Origin of the sequence: Lysinibacillus sp. NPDC056220 (assembly GCF_049315265.1) — a bacterium.
GTDB classification, from domain to species: domain Bacteria; phylum Bacillota; class Bacilli; order Bacillales_A; family Planococcaceae; genus Lysinibacillus; species Lysinibacillus pinottii.
Map to the genome: position 1 here is coordinate 91,326 of NZ_JBMOXD010000010.1, position 16,454 is coordinate 107,779.

The following is a 16,454-nucleotide window of genomic DNA, read 5'->3' on the forward strand; positions in this document are numbered from 1 at the left end:
GAAAAAGGTTTCAGAATGGGAATGAAAGCGGTACTAAAATTTGTGTCTAAAATATGAACAGTTCTAAATTTTCTGACTATTAATGTTAGAAAACCTAACATAGAGGAGTGAGAATGTCATACGCAAGAATTTGGGTATATAGTGTATACTAGGACTAATTATCAAAGCGGAAGAAGGGGTTTCTTGTGAGATCAAACTATGCAGACGATAGCTTAGCGCTACACACAGACTTATATCAAATCAATATGGCCGAATCCTATTGGGCTGATGGGATACATAATAAAAAAGCAATTTTTGAGTTGTATTTTAGAAAATTACCTTTTGGCAATGGCTATGCAATATTTGCTGGCCTAGAGCGAATGCTGGATTATTTACGCAATTTCCGTTTTAGTGAATCTGATATTACGTATTTACGTGAGGAAGTTGGTTATAAAGAGGACTTTATTGAGTATTTAAAAGATATTCGATTCACAGGGGATATGTATTCGATGGTAGAGGGAGAGCTTGTTTTTGCCAATGAACCAATTGTTCGAATTGAAGCTCCATTAGTGGAGGCTCAGCTTATAGAAACAGCATTATTGAACATCGTTAATTATCAAACATTAATAGCAACGAAGGCTAGCCGTATTAAACAAATTATTAAAAATGAAGTGGCCATGGAATTTGGTACACGACGCGCTCAGGAAATGGATGCAGCTATTTGGGGGACGCGTGCAGCATTCATAGGTGGCTTTGCTTCCACTAGTAATGTACGAGCAGGTAAACTGTTTAACATCCCGGTGTCTGGCACACATGCTCATGCTTTGGTACAGGCGTATAAAAATGATTACGATGCTTTCCATTCTTATGCAAAGCGTCATAGAGATTGTGTTTTTCTTGTAGATACGTACAATACTTTGAAATCTGGTGTTCCAACCGCTATAAAAGTAGCCAAAGAATTAGGTGACAAAATTAATTTTATTGGTATACGTTTAGATAGTGGAGACATTGCGTTTTTATCAAAAGAGGCTCGTCGCATGCTAGATGCGGCTGGTTTCCATGATGCGAAAATTATTGTTTCAAATGATTTGGATGAATACACCATATTAAATTTAAAAGCTCAAGGGGCAAAAGTTGACATGTGGGGAATTGGTACGAAGCTTATTACAGCTTATGACCAGCCTGCGTTAGGAGCTGTTTACAAAATGGTTGCCATTGAAAATAGTGAAGGTCAATTGGAGGATACCATTAAAATATCAGCGAATGCTGAAAAGGTAACAACGCCAGGTCTCAAAAATGTATATCGTATTATCGATAAAAAGAATGGCAAAGCAGAGGGAGATTACATCGCGATGCAGGATGAAAATCCTCAGGAGGAGGAGCGTATTAAAATGTTCCACCCAATTCACACGTTTGTATCTAAATTTGTCACGAATTTCGAAGCGAAAAATTTACATCAGCATGTGATTCATCATGGCGAAATAAACTATACAAACCCAACGCTTGAGGAAATGCGTGACTATGCAGCCGGAAATTTAGAGCTGCTATGGGATGAATATAAACGTGCGATGAATCCTGAAGAGTATCCAGTCGATTTAAGTCAAAAATGCTGGGATAATAAAATGCGCAATATTGAAGAAGTTCATAACATGGTTAAGCAAATGTAAATAGGGAGTGATGGAACGATGACTTTACAGCAACAGATCATTGAAGAATTACGTGTACAACCAACTATTAATGCGCAGGAGGAAATACGTAAATCCATTGATTTCTTAAAGGAATATGCGAAACATTATAGTTTTGTAAAAGGATTTGTTCTTGGTATTTCTGGTGGTCAGGATTCAACGTTAACAGGAAAACTAGCGCAACTAGCTGTTGATGAATTGAATAAAGAAGTTGGTGAAATGAAATATTCATTTTGGGCGATTCGCTTACCGTATGGAGTGCAAGCAGATGAGCAAGATTGTCAGGACGCTATCGACTATATAAAGCCAACGGGGTCTTATACAGTTAATATAAAAGATGCTGTCGATGCGAGTGTGAAGGCCCTAGCAAATGCGGGTGTTGAGCTGAATGATTTTGTCAAAGGGAACGAAAAAGCGCGGGAGCGTATGAAAGTGCAATATTCGATTGCTGCAATGAATGGAGCAGTTGTATTAGGAACGGATCATGCGGCAGAGGCTATTACAGGTTTTTATACTAAGTTTGGTGATGGAGGAGCTGACTTAATGCCAATCTTTCGTTTAAATAAAAGACAAGGGAAGCAGTTATTGGCAGAACTCAATTGTCCAGAGCATCTTTATACGAAGGTACCAACAGCAGACTTGGAGGAAAATCGTCCATCTTTGCCAGATGAAGTGGCTCTTGGTGTGTCCTATGATCAAATTGATGATTATTTAGAGGGAAAGGAAATCCCAGAAGAACCTCGCCAATTACTAGAAGGGTATTATTTGCGTTCACAACATAAACGCCATATGCCTATTACAATATTTGATGTTTTTTGGAAGTAAAATTAGGGAAAAGGGTTATAAAAGTGAATCTCACTTTTGAAAATAGCTCTTTTCTCTCTTTTTTTATGCAATTTGGTTCTATGTTGTTAAATATCATCATATAATGTCGATATAATTACCTATAAGGATTATAAAATGTAAGGGAGGGTAACTTAATATGAGGACTTCTAGAGTAAATGCAACGACAAGTAGTGTTTTTCGTCAGGAAAATCAGTATCTACATGCAGGTGATATTAGCCATAATTTTGGGCAAAATCCACAAAATTTATTTAAAAATAGTTTGCAAAGAAATAAAGAGAAGAAGCGCAGTTCGATCAATACACCAAATCAACAGAAACAGCATCAGCAAACTGCGCCCATCCATATGGATAGTACGAATGATTTGCAAATTCGTCGCGAATTAAATGAAACTGCGTTAAAACTTAGTCGTTTAAGCAGACAAAAGAAGTTACTTAATAGTTACCGTTCTTCCATATAAAGACTAAACTCCCCACAGCTAAACATGTGGGGAGTTTTTGATGCGAGTGAAAAAGAAGCACTAAATTCAAATTATTTGAAATGAAGATGTTCATTGAATGTTCAAGATAATTTTTCCAAATCTTCACCTCGATTTTTTACTAATTTCACAACTAATCTGTATTGTAGAATATGGCAACAGAAAATTAAAATTGGAGGAAAAAATTTGTGAAAAAATTATGGTTACCAGCATTATTATTATTATTTTTACTTGCAGCATGTAATAGCGAAAAACCACAGGTAAAGGAGAAGGGATCAGAGCAAGATGCTACCGAAATGGAAACGGAAGTAGTGGATGATTCTGTACAAGTTGCTTCGCTTGTCGATTCACGGTTACAAGAGCCAAAGGAAGATACAGTTTGTGAAATGTGTAATATGAAGGTATACATGAAGGATCATGAGATGGGCGTATTTTCAACGCAAGCGATCAAAGAAGATGGAACTATTGCATTTTATGATGATATTGGCTGTTTGTTAAATGCAGAGGTTGCCAATGAAGAGAAAAATGCCAAATTCGTCCGTGATTTTGTGACGAAGGAGTGGGCGAAGGTCGAAGATGTAACAATTGTGAAAACAGAGCTGAAATCTCCGATGAACTGGGGCTATATTTACTTCGTGAACAAAGCGGAAGCAGATACATACATCCAAGAAAATCCGAATGCTTATGTTGAAGAACTACAAAAAATTAAAGATGACGCATTGGAACGACGTAAGAAAATGATGGAAAAAAAGGCTAAGGAAGAAAGTGGAGATTCTAGTTCTATGCATTCAAATGAAATGAATCATGGGCAAGAGGGACATGGCCATTAAAAGCCTAGACTAGGGGGCTCTCCTCTAGTCTTTTTATGCTGAATAAGGTGGTGAACGTGATGAAACGAATATGTTTGTTCGTATTGTTTTTTCTATGGGCAAGTCAAACAGCGAATGCGGAGTTTGATCTTCAATTGGCTATTGATCAAGCGAAACCAGGAGAAATTGTTCATATTCCTGCCGGCCTTTACCAAGGAAATTTTATAGTAAAGAAACCGATTAAACTCCTAGGTGAAAAAGGGGTTGAACTTTATTCTCAAAATACTGAACCTGCACTAAAAATTGACCATACGGCTAATGTCTCTATCGAAAATATAATGATTTCTGCCAAAAACAAAGGAATTGTTGTTAATGAAACGGAGAATTTAAAACTGAAAGCTATTGAGATAAAGAATATACAAGTGGGTATCCATATTCAACGTTCTAAGCATATTCGAATAGTTGAAAATAAGATTGTTGGTAATCAGTTACATTATGCTGAAAAAGGCAATGGGGTTGCTGTGTTTAAAAGTGAGGACATTGCTATTGAACACAATGCTATTGATCTTGTGCAAGATGGAATATATGTAGAAGAAGCAAAACAAATCGATGTGCGTCAAAACGAAGTGACAAATAGTCGATATGGGACGCATTTTATGTATTCAAGTGATATCAAGGTGGATTTCAATTCATATTTTCAAAATGTTACAGGTCTTATGGTAATGATGACTACTGACTTAGAAATAGCCAGTAATACAGTTAGAAACCATAATGATTTCAATAGCTATGGTCTTTTAATGTATGACACTCAACAGGCAAAGGTAAGAAAAAATAGCTTTCAAAATAATCGGGTGGGCGTAGCATTGCAAAAATGTTCAGTTATACAAATACAAGAAAATCGGTTTCAGATGAATCAGACTGCCTTAGAAGGAACAAAGGTAGATAAGCACTCTATTATAAAGGATAATCAGTTTACTGGAAATATATTGACAGCAAGATCAGACCAACAAGGTTTGCGATTAGTTCGCAATTTTTATGATGATTATAGAGGGATAGATGTTGCAGGAGATGGTTTTGGAGATGTTCCATATGTAGCTGTTTCGAGCTTTGGTCAATGGATGGTGAGACAACCAGTTTATCAATTTTTTGTGGCATCACCGAGTGTTATGATCCTGACGTCACTTGATCAGCAAGTGAATAAGACAGAACAAAATTTACTTGTAGATAACGAACCGAGATTAATTAGCCATACGAAAGAGAAGGGGCTTTCGATTAACATCCTACAATTCATTATTGGTTTGGTTGTAACTATGGGTGGATTTTGGCTGTGGAAAAGAGGAATGTTAGTATGATAAGGTGGATAACCATTCTAGTTATATGTAGTACAATATTGGGCGGTTGCAGCGGAAAAGTATATAACCCACGTGATATTATCAGTGAAACAGATATTTGTGAAATTTGTAATATGAGTATCGTTCATCAAGAATATGCTGGACAAATTGTATTAACAAATGGAGATTATAAGATTTTTGATGATATTGGATGTTTGATGGATTATCTTACGCTAAATGGTGAGGGTGAAATTGGCGCAGCCTATATTAAAAATAAAGCAAATAATGAATGGATTGATGTTTATAAAGCTACCTATGTATATAATCCAGGCTATTGGACGCCGATGAACTATGGCGTTCTTGCGTTTGCGACAGAGGCTGAGGCACAGGAATGGATGACCAATGAAGGAGAGGGGCAATTATTAGCCTATCAAGATTTGCTGACGTTTAATTGGGGGATTCATAAATGATGTTTGTGAAAATAGAGCTAAAGCAAATTTTAAGAAGCCATTGGATGCAACTAGTAGCTTTTCTTTTTACATTTGTATTTGTAGCCATTATAGTCATTCAACGAATGGCATTACCTGATATGGAGGGCTTTACACGTCAAACAGCATCATTTTTAAATGTGTTATTGTTTCTATTGCCCTTATTCATTATCACCATTGGAAGTATGAGTTTAGCTGGCGATATAGAATCTGGTTGGTTTTCGTTATTAAAAACATATCCCATGAAAATAGCGCAATATATTATAGGGAAGTATGTGGCTATATCACTTGCTTTTTTATTAGTAGTGCTTGTGGCGTTTGGTGTTGTCTTAGCATTAGGTGGTCTATTGGATGGCGTACAGTTACCGATTATTTTAGTAATCCTTACGTTATTATGTATCTTTATATTTGTCTCATTGGGTATTGTACTGGGGGCAATGGCTAAAACAAGATTATTTGCACTAGCCCTGTCACTTGTTGTATGGTCCTTTTTTTTACTGCTCATTTCTTATGCTTTAATGGCTCTTGGTGCAGTTGTAGCGGGTCATGTTTTACAAAAACTTACCATTATATCGATACATATTAATCCAGTAGAATGGCTACGCTTTGGTTATTTTATATTCACCCATCAGGCTAGTGTGCTTGGTCCAGCATTTTATGGTGTAACGAAATTTTATTCGTCACCTGAGGGTCATGTGATGTATGTGATAGTGACGCTTCTTTGGATCATTCTACCACTTATACTGGCTACGAAGTTTTTAAAGGAGGACCCAAAGCGATGATTCTATTAGAAGCAAAAAATGTAGCCAATGTCTATGGAAATGGTAGAGGCTTAAAAGAAGCTACCTTTACACTACATTCGGGTAAAATTCTAGCATTGGTTGGGGGCAATGGAGCTGGGAAGAGTACGTTGATCCGTTTACTAACGGGACAAGAAAAGAAAAAGTCTGGAGAAATGATATGGCATAAACCGCAAGTAATTCGTTATATGCCTGATGACGTAAATTTTCCAATCATGCTAACGGCGGCAGAAATTTTTGAACTGCTGGCATCTTTAAAACAAGTAGATCAAGATGAGCAAGAGCGTATATTGAAGCGTGTTTCCTTGTGGGATGTTCGCAATCAACCAGCTAAACAGTTCTCTAAAGGGATGCTTCAACGATTAAATCTTGCGCAAAGTTTACTTGGAAGTGGATCCTTGCTAATCTTGGATGAACCGACAAATGGTCTTGATCCATTTTGGATAGCACAACTGAAACATGTGATGATAGAGGAAAAGAAAAAAGGAAATACGGTCATATTCTCTACTCACTTGCTGTCATTTGCTGAAGAAATAGCAGATGATGTATTAGTTTTACATGATGGGGAAATTATTATTTCTGGTCCGATCACTGAAATTTTTACACAAGAAAATTCTACATCTTTGGAAGAGATATGGTTAAAAAGATTAGAATTGTAACATTCTAATGATTAGTGACGTTGTATAATAAACAAGGCTTGTTTGACTATGTTCAAACAAGCCTTGTTTATTAAGTGTTATCAAAGGGAAGGAGTTTCTGATAATTGTTTTACTAGACATATTTCGATATGCTTATGATAAGTTATCGTGCAATTCACACAATTGTTCGGTGGAATGGAGGTTTTTTAATTTATGAATTCTCAAATACAAAATGTGCTAGAAAATATAGAGAAAGTAATGATTGGAAAGAGAGAGGTGGCTGAGCTGAGCCTTGTTGCTTTATTAGCGAGGGGGCACGTATTGTTAGAGGATGTGCCTGGTGTTGGGAAAACAATGATGGTTCGTTCATTAGCCAAATCCTTTGATGCACAGTTTAAACGAATTCAATTTACTCCAGATTTATTACCTTCCGATGTAGTGGGAATCTCTATTTATAATCCAAAGACTTTGGAGTTTGAATTTCGTCCAGGACCGATAATGGGCGATGTTATTTTAGCTGATGAAATTAATCGTACCTCGCCAAAAACGCAATCAGCTTTACTAGAGGGGATGGAAGAAGCATCTGTTACTATTGATGGTAAAACACTTGCCATTAATCAGCCTTTCTTTGTAATGGCCACGCAAAATCCGATAGAACACGAAGGTACTTATCCATTGCCGGAAGCCCAGCTTGATCGTTTTTTGTTGAAAATAAAGATGGGCTACCCTACTAGAGGGCAAGAAGTAGAAATTTTACGTCGAGCGGAAAATGGCAAAGCAATTGAAAAGATCGACGCTGTATTGTCAGTAGCTCAATTAATTGAATTACAAGAGCTTGTTCAAGGAGTGTACGTTGAAGATTCAGTAAAAAATTACATGGTGGAGCTTGCTACTCAAACTAGAGAAAACAGCTATGTTTATTTAGGAGTAAGTCCCCGGGCTACATTAGCCTTAATGAAGGCTTCGCAAGCTTACGCGTTTATGAAAGGGCGTAGCTATGTCATACCTGATGATGTCCAATACCTTGTACCTTTTGTTTTCAGTCATCGCCTAGTTTTAAAACCAGATGCTCGCTACGATAATGTAACGGCCAATGAAATTATTGAACGGATCATTGCCAAAACGCCAGTACCAACAAAAAGGTTTGCAGAACAATGAGGCAATGGAAAGCTTTTTTGGAGAAAAGTAAACATTTCCTATTAGTGGTTTTCTTAATGGTTGTAACATTTTGTTATGCAATGTTCCAAGGTGGTTTTGTTAGTTGGTTTGTGTTTTTTACCGTAAGTCCATTTTTAGTGTACGCCTTATTTTTCTTTGTTGTTAGGGAAAGTATCCTAGTAGTAGAGCGCAAAATTGAACCTTCACACATAGAACGTGGTCAGTCAGCGAAGGTAACGATTTCGGTCGAGAGAAAAACACGTTTCCCTTTTGCTTATATGATGATGGAGGAACTTGTAGATAGTGAGGGATTAGTACAGGCCAAGCTACAAAGTTCAGCTGCTATCAAATTTGTTGGCTTTAGAAAAAAATTTAACTGGCATTATGAACTAGTAAATATGCCTCGTGGTGAACACCGTTATTTGGGTGTTACGATAGCTTTCTATGATTTTTTTGGCTGGGCCAAAAAAATGGTTGTGGCTGAGAAAGAACAAACTATTTTAGTTTATCCAAGGCTCAGAGAAATGAAATATTCGGCACTGCAAACAAAATATGATGTTGGGCCAATGATGTCCCCTTATTCCATAGTTAAGGATACTACTATGTCTGTTGGATTACGAGAATATGTTCCAGGGGATCGTTTTTCTTGGATTCATTGGAAATCTTTCGCAAAAACCCAAACCTTACAATCGAAGGAATTTGAGGATAGACAATCCTCTGAGTTAATGTTAGTGCTTGATGCCAAGAAATCAACGTTATTTGAGGATAAGATTGAACTAGTTGCATCTATGCTCAATATGATCGTGCAGGAACTTGGTGATATTTCCTTTATTGCTGCTGGAGAAATGACGAAGGTGTTTCCGGTTATACAAGGTGAAAAGCAGTTAGATCAGGTTATGTATCATTTGGCAGCTATCAAACCTACTGAGAATGTAAAATTTCGATTTTATGACCAGCAAGCCTTTAAGCAAGTTGCGACATTGCTTTATGTAACTAATGAAGTATCAGATGAATTCCTACATACTCTTGCGAATATAGTGAAAAGTTGTATTTGTTTTGTCGTGACAAAACAGCCACCTGTGCAATCTGAGGTTACGTTGCGTTATAAACATATTCAAATGGTCTATGTAGATCCAACAGATTTTTATCATGTTTTCACGGGGGTGATGAAGCCGTGAAACAGTCGTTAGGAGAATTTTTAGAGTTGGCAGTCGCCTATATTATCGTTTTCTTTATATTGCGTGAATGGCTAATGCCCATTATGCAATTAACTAATACAGGAGGGTTTCATCTCTTCCTAGTCTTTATTGGCTTGTCTCTAGCTTTAAGTTTATTCCGAGTGCATCCTGTATTATCAGGAATTGTAAAGTTAGGTTATATTATCTGGTGTATTGTCTTTATTTATAGCGAAAGCCCAGTGCTCTCTGGAAAGACCATATCCTTCTTATTAGCAGAATGGAAAGGCAATATGGCCGCCATTATTTCAGGTGATTTTGGACTAGTATCCGATGCTTTTAGAACAGTGCTATTTCTAGTATTAATATGGATGCTTGTTTACTTAATTCACCATTGGGTCTCCGTGCGGAAAAATATATTTTACTTTTTTGTCATGACAGTATTCTTTATTGCTACGTTAGATACGTTTAGTGAATACAATGGTAAAACAGCTATTGTTAAAGTGGTTATACTAGGATTAATGATGACAGGTGTCCTATTTGTCAAACGTTTATGGCTTCAAGCGGGTGCAACGAGCAATGCGTTTGGAAAATGGAAAATTGTTATTCCGATGCTTGTTTCCGTAATACTTTTTGGTAGTATCGCCTTCTTTTTACCAAAGACAGGGCCGACATGGGCAGACCCTGTGCCATTTATCCAAGGTGTTACTGGGCAAGATGGGAATGGAGCAGGCATGAAATCAGTCGGCTATGGTCAAGACGATAGTCAATTAGGTGGACCTTTCCAAGGAGATAATACATTAATTTTTACTGCTTCTTCTCGTGATCGTCATTATTGGCGTGTTGAAACGAAGGATACTTATACCTCAAAGGGATGGATTTTGTCAGAGGGGAACTTTGGGAAAAATGTATATGAGTCAAATGCGCCGATTATGACCTCATTACAAGTGGGATTACCTGAAAACGAGCGTCAAATTCAATTGGACATTGCGGCCTCGATGCCATTTTTAATCCAAACATATGGTTTATTATCTGTTTCGGCACAAGATTCCACATTATTTATTCAGGATGAGCAGACGGAACGGATGACTATAGAGCAGCAGAATGATACATCTAAATCGTTATCAAACTATACATTATCATATAGTGAGCCAGTCTATAGTATGGAACAGTTGCAATTATCTCTGCCAGCCACACTTGAAACGTTAGATTTATCTTTTGATCGCTTTATGCAGTTGCCAGTGGAATTGCCACAACGGGTAAGAGATTTGGCGTTGGCGATAACACAGGATGAAACTACGGTTTACGATCAAATTAAGGCAGTGGAAGGTTATTTTCGGACAAACGGGTTTAGGTATGATAAAACCCAAGCGGCTATTCCGGCAGAAAATCAAGATTATGTCGATCAGTTTTTATTTGATACAAAAGTAGGGTATTGTGATAATTTCTCAACGTCAATGGTAGTGCTTTTGCGTTCAATAGGCATACCGGCTCGCTGGGTCAAAGGTTTTGCGCCTGGTACGGCAGGGCCAATGACAGATGGTCTGCGAGAGTATCGAATTACCAATGACAACGCACACTCATGGGTAGAGGCATATATACCTGGGACAGGTTGGATGGAGTTTGAACCTACAATAGGCTTTAGTGGCAATGCTAACATTGATTATGATATACCATTAGATACATCAGAACAGGAAGAAATTCTACAGCCAGAGCAAAAACCTGAACAGCCACAACAGCAGGAACAAGTGTCCAATAAAGAGCAAAGTAAATCAACGTTTAGTCTGGATATGCTCTGGGCATGGATGAAGAAGTTCGCTTATGTTTGGGGAATTGGTTTAATATTATTACTGATTAGTGGGATTGCATTATACTTGCAGCGCAAAACATGGCTGCCTAAAATGCATGTGCGAGCATATCGTAAAAAGACTGCCGATTGGTCTACCTTTGATTCCTCTTATCATATTCTTCTGAAGCAATTATCACGTATTGGACTGCGTATGAGAGATGGAGAAACGTTGCACATGTTTGCCGAACGTGTGGATGCATCCTTAGAAACAGATGAAATGCAAAAGCTAACGGCTGTTTATGAGCAACATGTTTATGGGAAGGATAAACAAGAAGTGGATTTCATGAAGCTGAAAGAAAGTTGGGAATATTTAATCAATCGCACTATCGGTTGATTTTAACTTAGACAAAGAGTAAAATGAAAAAAATTAAATGCAAGGATTGCTTTCATATAAGTTCGATAATAAGGTTCGGATGTTTCTACGAAATCACCACAAATGATTTCTCTATGAAGGCGGATGTATTCGCTAGGTGAGAGGTATAGTAAATCACTTTACTTTGCTACGCATTCGCCTTTATAAATCATCATGAGCTTTTTGAACGCGTAGAAAGATTTTACTTTCTTCGCGTTTTTCTTTGAACAAATGAATGATCCTTTAATAATAGTAGAAGAGGTGGAAATTTTGACAGCTAGCCCTTTATTAAAAGAGCAAGAAAAAATCGTTGTACTTGACTTCGGTAGCCAATTTAACCAATTAATTACTCGTCGTATCCGTGAGTTTGGTGTATTCAGTGAATTACATCCACATACAGTAACTGCTGAAGAAATTAAAGAAATGAACGCAGCTGGTATTATTTTTTCAGGTGGTCCAAACTCTGTTTATGATGAAAATGCTTTCCATGTGGATCCAGCCATTTTTGAATTAGGCCTACCAATCCTAGGTATTTGCTATGGTATGCAATTAATGGCGCATACAAATGGTGGTAAAGTAGAAGGCGCTGAAACTCGTGAATATGGTAAAGCTGAAATCAAAGTAACTGCTTCCAATAAATTATTTGGTGAGTTACCAACTGAGCAAATCGTGTGGATGAGCCATGGTGACCATGTAACAGAAGTTCCTGCTGGATTTGAAGTGATCGCAACGAGCGCATCATGTCCGATTACAGCAATGGCAAACGTAGAACGTAAACTATACGCTGTTCAATTCCACCCAGAGGTACGTCACTCTGTTTATGGTAATGATTTATTACGTCAATTCGTATTCGATGTTTGTGAAGCAAAAGGTGATTGGTCAATGGCCAACTTCATCGAACTTGAAATCGCAAAAATTCGTGAAATTGTAGGCGATAAAAAAGTATTATGTGCGCTTTCAGGTGGTGTTGACTCTTCAGTTGTAGCTGTTCTTATCCACAAAGCGATCGGTGACCAATTAACTTGTATGTTCGTAGACCACAACTTAAACCGTAAAGGTGAAGTTGAGCAAGTAATGAAAACATTTACTGAAGATTTCGATATGAATCTTATTAAAATTGATGCTCGCAAACGTTTCATGGACAAGCTTGCGGGTGTATCAGATCCAGAGAAAAAACGTAAAATTATCGGTAATGAATTTATTTACGTATTTGATGAAGAAGCATCAAAGCTTGAAGGTATGGATTTCTTAGCTCAAGGTACTCTTTATACAGATATTATTGAATCAGGTACTTCAACTGCACAAACAATCAAATCTCACCATAATGTTGGTGGACTTCCAGAAGATATGCAATTCCAATTAATCGAACCACTAAAAACTTTATTCAAAGATGAAGTACGAGCATTAGGCTTAGAGCTTGGTCTGGATGAAAAAATCGTTTGGCGTCAACCATTCCCAGGTCCTGGATTAGGTATCCGTGTACTTGGTGAAGTAACAGAAGAAAAATTAGAAATCGTTCGCGAATCTGACTTCATCTTACGTGAGGAGATCGCCAATGCTGGCCTTGATCGTGACATTTGGCAATACTTCACGGTATTACCTGATATCCGTTCAGTTGGTGTAATGGGCGATGCACGTACGTATGATTACGCAATCGGTATCCGTGCGGTAACATCTATCGACGGTATGACTTCTGACTGGGCACGTATCCCATGGGATGTACTAGAAAAAATCTCTGTCCGTCTAGTAAACGAAGTAAAACACGTTAACCGTGTAGTGTATGATATTACATCTAAGCCACCAGCAACGATTGAGTGGGAATAGTAGCAAAAGCCCTAAAAGCCCTGAGAGGTTTTTAGGGCTTTTTTGATTTCACTATGTCTGAATTTATGCTAAATAAAGTATCTCAACATGGAAAAATTGCTGGTAAAGTGTTGTGTGTAGTAAACTAAATGAATGCAAAAGAAATGGTTCTATTCAGATTAGGGGGGGATTTAAATGGAAAAAATTAAACCAATAATTCATACATTAGCAGTTGGGATGCCAAAAGAATTGATTGATAGTAAAGGGCGTTCAATGATTACAGGTATTGAAAAGCAAAAAATTCAAGAAGTTTATTTGTCAGCTCATGGCTTTGACGGAGATGATGTTGCTGATAAAAAACATCATGGTGGTCCTGATCGTGCAGTTTGTTTATATCCTGCGGAACATTACATACAATGGGAACAAGAACTTGGTAAACCACTACCAACTGCTGCTTTCGGTGAAAATCTAACGGTTACAAATATGCTAGAAGCGGATACTTGTATTGGTGATATTTATAAAATAGGAGATGCTGTCATTCAAATTACACAAGGGCGTGTTCCCTGTAGCACGATCGACAAATATACTGAATCAAACACATTGCTGAAACGTATGATTGAAACTGGTTATACTGGCTTCCTTGGACGTGTACTAGAAGAGGGGACAATCTGTGCGAGCTCGAATATTGAATTAGTAGAAAAGCATCCTGCCCAAGTTTCGGTTTTGTATTGCAACGAAGTATATTTTAAAAACAAAGATGCGGATGCGATGAAACATATCCGAGCAGTAGATGCATTGGCGGAAGATTGGAAACAGAAGTTAGAAAAAAGAATTCAGGTTTTGCAAAGTAAAGTGATGAATTAAAGATTGTCTGCAATTGAGTCCTTCCATAAAATCCTTTAGAATTCGAGTGAGTTCTAAGGGGTTTTTTTATTGTTTGCGTTCGGAGAATTGTTCAGTACTTAGGCTTTTTAGTAGCAGTTTATTAAAATATGAACATTAAATAAGAAATTTACACGAACTTTCGTATTTTATTTTATAAAATTGTTCGGAAATAGGGTTGAAATCTAAAAAGTGAAATGATATATTACGAATGTAAATTAAATAAGTCGTCGTATAATGTCGGGGATAGGGCCCGTGAGTTTCTACCAAGTTACCGTAAATAACTTGACTACGATTGAGGTTTATATGCGAATGTATAAACCCTAATTTATTTCACACATTAATGTGGATGAAATATATCGTAGACATGCGACTAGTAGATTAGTCAGCGTGTCTTTTTTGTTTTCGATATTGAGGACGACCATACGGAGGATTTTTTTATAATGAAAAAATATTTCATGTTTGATGAATTAGGAACTAATTACCGCCGCGAAATAATAGGCGGTATTACAACCTTTCTTGCGATGGCATATATTCTAGCTGTTAACCCAGGTATTCTAGAAAATGCAGGGATGGATAAAGGTGCTGTTTTTGTAGCAACAGCATTAGCTGCAGCAGTTGGTTCTTTAATAATGGGTATTTTCGCTAAATTCCCAATTTCACTAGCTCCTGGTATGGGATTAAATGCATTCTTCGCCTTTACTGTTGTTGGAGCTTATGGTATTCCATGGCAAACTGGTCTAACTGGCGTCTTCTTCTCTGGGATTATCTTTATCATCCTATCTCTAACAGGTATTCGCGAAACAGTTATTAACGCTATACCAGTACAGCTTAAATATGCTGTTTCGGCAGGTATAGGATTGTTTATTACTTTCGTAGGTTTACAAGGTGCAGGAATTGTTGTAGATAGTCCAGCTACATTAGTAACTTTAGGAACTTTCACTGGCTCTACATTATTAGCGGTATTCGGCATCGTTCTATCTGTTATTCTGATTATTAAATTACGCAGTGTCGGTATTTTCTTAGGGATGGTTATTACTGCGATTATTGGTATGGTGACAGGTATTATTGAACCTCCAACAGCAATTGTTTCTGCTATTCCAAGTGTGGATTCTACATTCATGGTGGCACTAGAACCACTTGGAGACATTAAATCATTATTTAACGTGAAGTTTTTAGTAGTTGTATTAACATTCTTGTTTGTAGATTTCTTTGATACAGCAGGTACTTTAATGGCTGTGGCAACACAGGCTGGCTTAGTCAAAGATAATAAATTACCACGTGCAGGTCGCGCATTAATGGCAGATGCACTTGCAACAACAATTGGTTCTTTATTTGGTACATCTACGACTACTGCCTATGTAGAATCAACTTCGGGGGTAGCAGCTGGGGCTCGCTCTGGGTTCTCGGCGGTAGTAACAGCAGTACTTTTCTTAGTAGCTTTATTTTTCTCTCCGTTATTAGCAGTAGTAACGCCAGCAGTAACAGCACCTGCGCTAGTAATTGTAGGGGTATTAATGGTTTCGTCATTACGTTTAATTGATTGGGATAAATTTGAGATTGCCGTACCTGCATTCTTTACGGTATTAATGATGCCTCTTGGTTATTCTATAGCTACGGGTATTGCAATTGGCTTCGTGTTCTACCCAATCACAATGTTGTTAGCGGGACGGAGAAAAGAAATTCATCCTATGATGTATGGTTTATTCTTTGTCTTCCTAGCATATTTCATCTGGGTACGATAAATTAAATATACTTTGAAAAAAACTCCATTGTTAAGTAAGGATTCTAACAATGGAGTTTTTTATGATTGAATAAAAAATTTTATTGTTACTCTATTCATCTTTTTTATTATTCATAGAGCATTACTTTATATAAAGTTGCTTTCACATTTATTATAGAAGAAACTCACTTTTAAATAATAAGAATAGTTTTACTTTAATGAAACGCTTGCAAACTTTATTTTATGATGATATATTTAAACACGTTGTTACGAAACAAACGAACAACTTTTAAAATATTAACATAGACAGTTGACAATATGTTAACAATATGTTAAATTATAAAAAGTTACTTGAGAGTAACTAGCAAATGAACCTTGAAAACTGAACAAGCAAAACGTAATCAATAAAGTTTTAAGTAGCTAGCCTAGCTAGTGAACGAAACAAAATTTTGGACATCAAA

The 16,454-nt window shown here is 37.1% G+C and carries 14 protein-coding genes and 2 riboswitches; all 14 genes read left to right on the top strand.

Annotated features, from left to right (window positions below):
* The first annotated feature begins 185 nt into the window (after positions 1-185).
* The 14 genes from ACOZBY_RS20325 (at position 186) to ACOZBY_RS20390 (ending at position 16,015) form a co-directional block, all read left to right on the top strand.
* Complete coding sequence (locus ACOZBY_RS20325) at positions 186-1,646, top strand: nicotinate phosphoribosyltransferase (RefSeq protein WP_422762642.1); 1,461 nt, start codon at positions 186-188, stop codon at positions 1,644-1,646.
* Between the two features lie 18 nt (positions 1,647-1,664).
* Positions 1,665-2,489, top strand: a complete 825-nt coding sequence (gene nadE / locus ACOZBY_RS20330) for an ammonia-dependent NAD(+) synthetase (protein WP_031416370.1) — start codon at positions 1,665-1,667, stop codon at positions 2,487-2,489.
* Between the two features lie 157 nt (positions 2,490-2,646).
* A complete protein-coding gene (locus ACOZBY_RS20335; protein WP_012291992.1) occupies positions 2,647-2,967 on the top strand; it encodes a hypothetical protein in 321 nt (106 codons plus the stop codon).
* A 206-nt stretch (positions 2,968-3,173) separates the two neighbouring features.
* Positions 3,174-3,815 carry a hypothetical protein gene (locus tag ACOZBY_RS20340; RefSeq protein WP_036164151.1) on the top strand — a complete coding sequence of 214 codons (642 nt, stop codon included), beginning with the start codon at positions 3,174-3,176 and terminating at the stop codon, positions 3,813-3,815.
* A gap of 59 nt (positions 3,816-3,874) precedes the next feature.
* A complete protein-coding gene (locus tag ACOZBY_RS20345) occupies positions 3,875-5,146 on the top strand; it encodes a right-handed parallel beta-helix repeat-containing protein (RefSeq protein WP_422762646.1) in 1,272 nt (423 codons plus the stop codon).
* Positions 5,143-5,595: a nitrous oxide reductase accessory protein NosL gene (locus ACOZBY_RS20350; protein ID WP_031416375.1), complete on the top strand. Its 453-nt coding sequence runs from the start codon at positions 5,143-5,145 to the stop codon at positions 5,593-5,595. The genes ACOZBY_RS20345 and ACOZBY_RS20350 overlap by 4 nt, the downstream gene beginning before the upstream one ends.
* Positions 5,592-6,395 carry an ABC transporter permease gene (locus ACOZBY_RS20355; protein WP_031416377.1) on the top strand — a complete coding sequence of 268 codons (804 nt, stop codon included), beginning with the start codon at positions 5,592-5,594 and terminating at the stop codon, positions 6,393-6,395. Before ACOZBY_RS20350 ends, ACOZBY_RS20355 begins: the two co-directional genes overlap by 4 nt.
* A complete protein-coding gene (locus tag ACOZBY_RS20360) occupies positions 6,392-7,072 on the top strand; it encodes an ABC transporter ATP-binding protein (RefSeq protein WP_012291997.1) in 681 nt (226 codons plus the stop codon). The genes ACOZBY_RS20355 and ACOZBY_RS20360 overlap by 4 nt, the downstream gene beginning before the upstream one ends.
* A gap of 192 nt (positions 7,073-7,264) precedes the next feature.
* On the top strand, positions 7,265-8,209 hold the full coding sequence (locus ACOZBY_RS20365; protein WP_012291998.1) for an AAA family ATPase: 945 nt from the start codon (positions 7,265-7,267) through the stop codon (positions 8,207-8,209).
* Positions 8,206-9,387, top strand: coding sequence for a DUF58 domain-containing protein (locus ACOZBY_RS20370; RefSeq protein WP_012291999.1), 1,182 nt, complete (start codon positions 8,206-8,208; stop codon positions 9,385-9,387). The genes ACOZBY_RS20365 and ACOZBY_RS20370 overlap by 4 nt, the downstream gene beginning before the upstream one ends.
* Positions 9,384-11,567, top strand: a complete 2,184-nt coding sequence (locus ACOZBY_RS20375) for a DUF4129 domain-containing transglutaminase family protein (RefSeq protein ID WP_036164153.1) — start codon at positions 9,384-9,386, stop codon at positions 11,565-11,567. Before ACOZBY_RS20370 ends, ACOZBY_RS20375 begins: the two co-directional genes overlap by 4 nt.
* Positions 11,568-11,599: 32 nt before the next feature.
* Positions 11,600-11,701: riboswitch (purine riboswitch) on the top strand.
* Positions 11,702-11,855: 154 nt separating this feature from the next.
* Positions 11,856-13,409: a glutamine-hydrolyzing GMP synthase gene (guaA, locus tag ACOZBY_RS20380; protein WP_281486875.1), complete on the top strand. Its 1,554-nt coding sequence runs from the start codon at positions 11,856-11,858 to the stop codon at positions 13,407-13,409.
* A gap of 174 nt (positions 13,410-13,583) precedes the next feature.
* A complete protein-coding gene (locus ACOZBY_RS20385; RefSeq protein WP_422762643.1) occupies positions 13,584-14,252 on the top strand; it encodes an MOSC domain-containing protein in 669 nt (222 codons plus the stop codon).
* A gap of 228 nt (positions 14,253-14,480) precedes the next feature.
* Positions 14,481-14,582: riboswitch (purine riboswitch) on the top strand.
* Positions 14,583-14,713: 131 nt separating this feature from the next.
* On the top strand, positions 14,714-16,015 hold the full coding sequence (locus ACOZBY_RS20390) for an NCS2 family permease (protein WP_031416433.1): 1,302 nt from the start codon (positions 14,714-14,716) through the stop codon (positions 16,013-16,015).
* Positions 16,016-16,454 lie beyond the last annotated feature (439 nt).

Coding starts and splice junctions, on each gene's coding strand:
- ACOZBY_RS20345 (WP_422762646.1), top strand. CDS start 3,875: ATGAAACGAATATGTTTGTTCGTATTGTTTTTTCTATGGGCAAGTCAA.
- ACOZBY_RS20360 (WP_012291997.1), top strand. CDS start 6,392: ATGATTCTATTAGAAGCAAAAAATGTAGCCAATGTCTATGGAAATGGT.
- ACOZBY_RS20370 (WP_012291999.1), top strand. CDS start 8,206: ATGAGGCAATGGAAAGCTTTTTTGGAGAAAAGTAAACATTTCCTATTA.
- ACOZBY_RS20355 (WP_031416377.1), top strand. CDS start 5,592: ATGATGTTTGTGAAAATAGAGCTAAAGCAAATTTTAAGAAGCCATTGG.
- ACOZBY_RS20365 (WP_012291998.1), top strand. CDS start 7,265: ATGAATTCTCAAATACAAAATGTGCTAGAAAATATAGAGAAAGTAATG.
- ACOZBY_RS20390 (WP_031416433.1), top strand. CDS start 14,714: ATGAAAAAATATTTCATGTTTGATGAATTAGGAACTAATTACCGCCGC.
- ACOZBY_RS20350 (WP_031416375.1), top strand. CDS start 5,143: ATGATAAGGTGGATAACCATTCTAGTTATATGTAGTACAATATTGGGC.
- ACOZBY_RS20385 (WP_422762643.1), top strand. CDS start 13,584: ATGGAAAAAATTAAACCAATAATTCATACATTAGCAGTTGGGATGCCA.
- nadE (WP_031416370.1), top strand. CDS start 1,665: ATGACTTTACAGCAACAGATCATTGAAGAATTACGTGTACAACCAACT.
- ACOZBY_RS20335 (WP_012291992.1), top strand. CDS start 2,647: ATGAGGACTTCTAGAGTAAATGCAACGACAAGTAGTGTTTTTCGTCAG.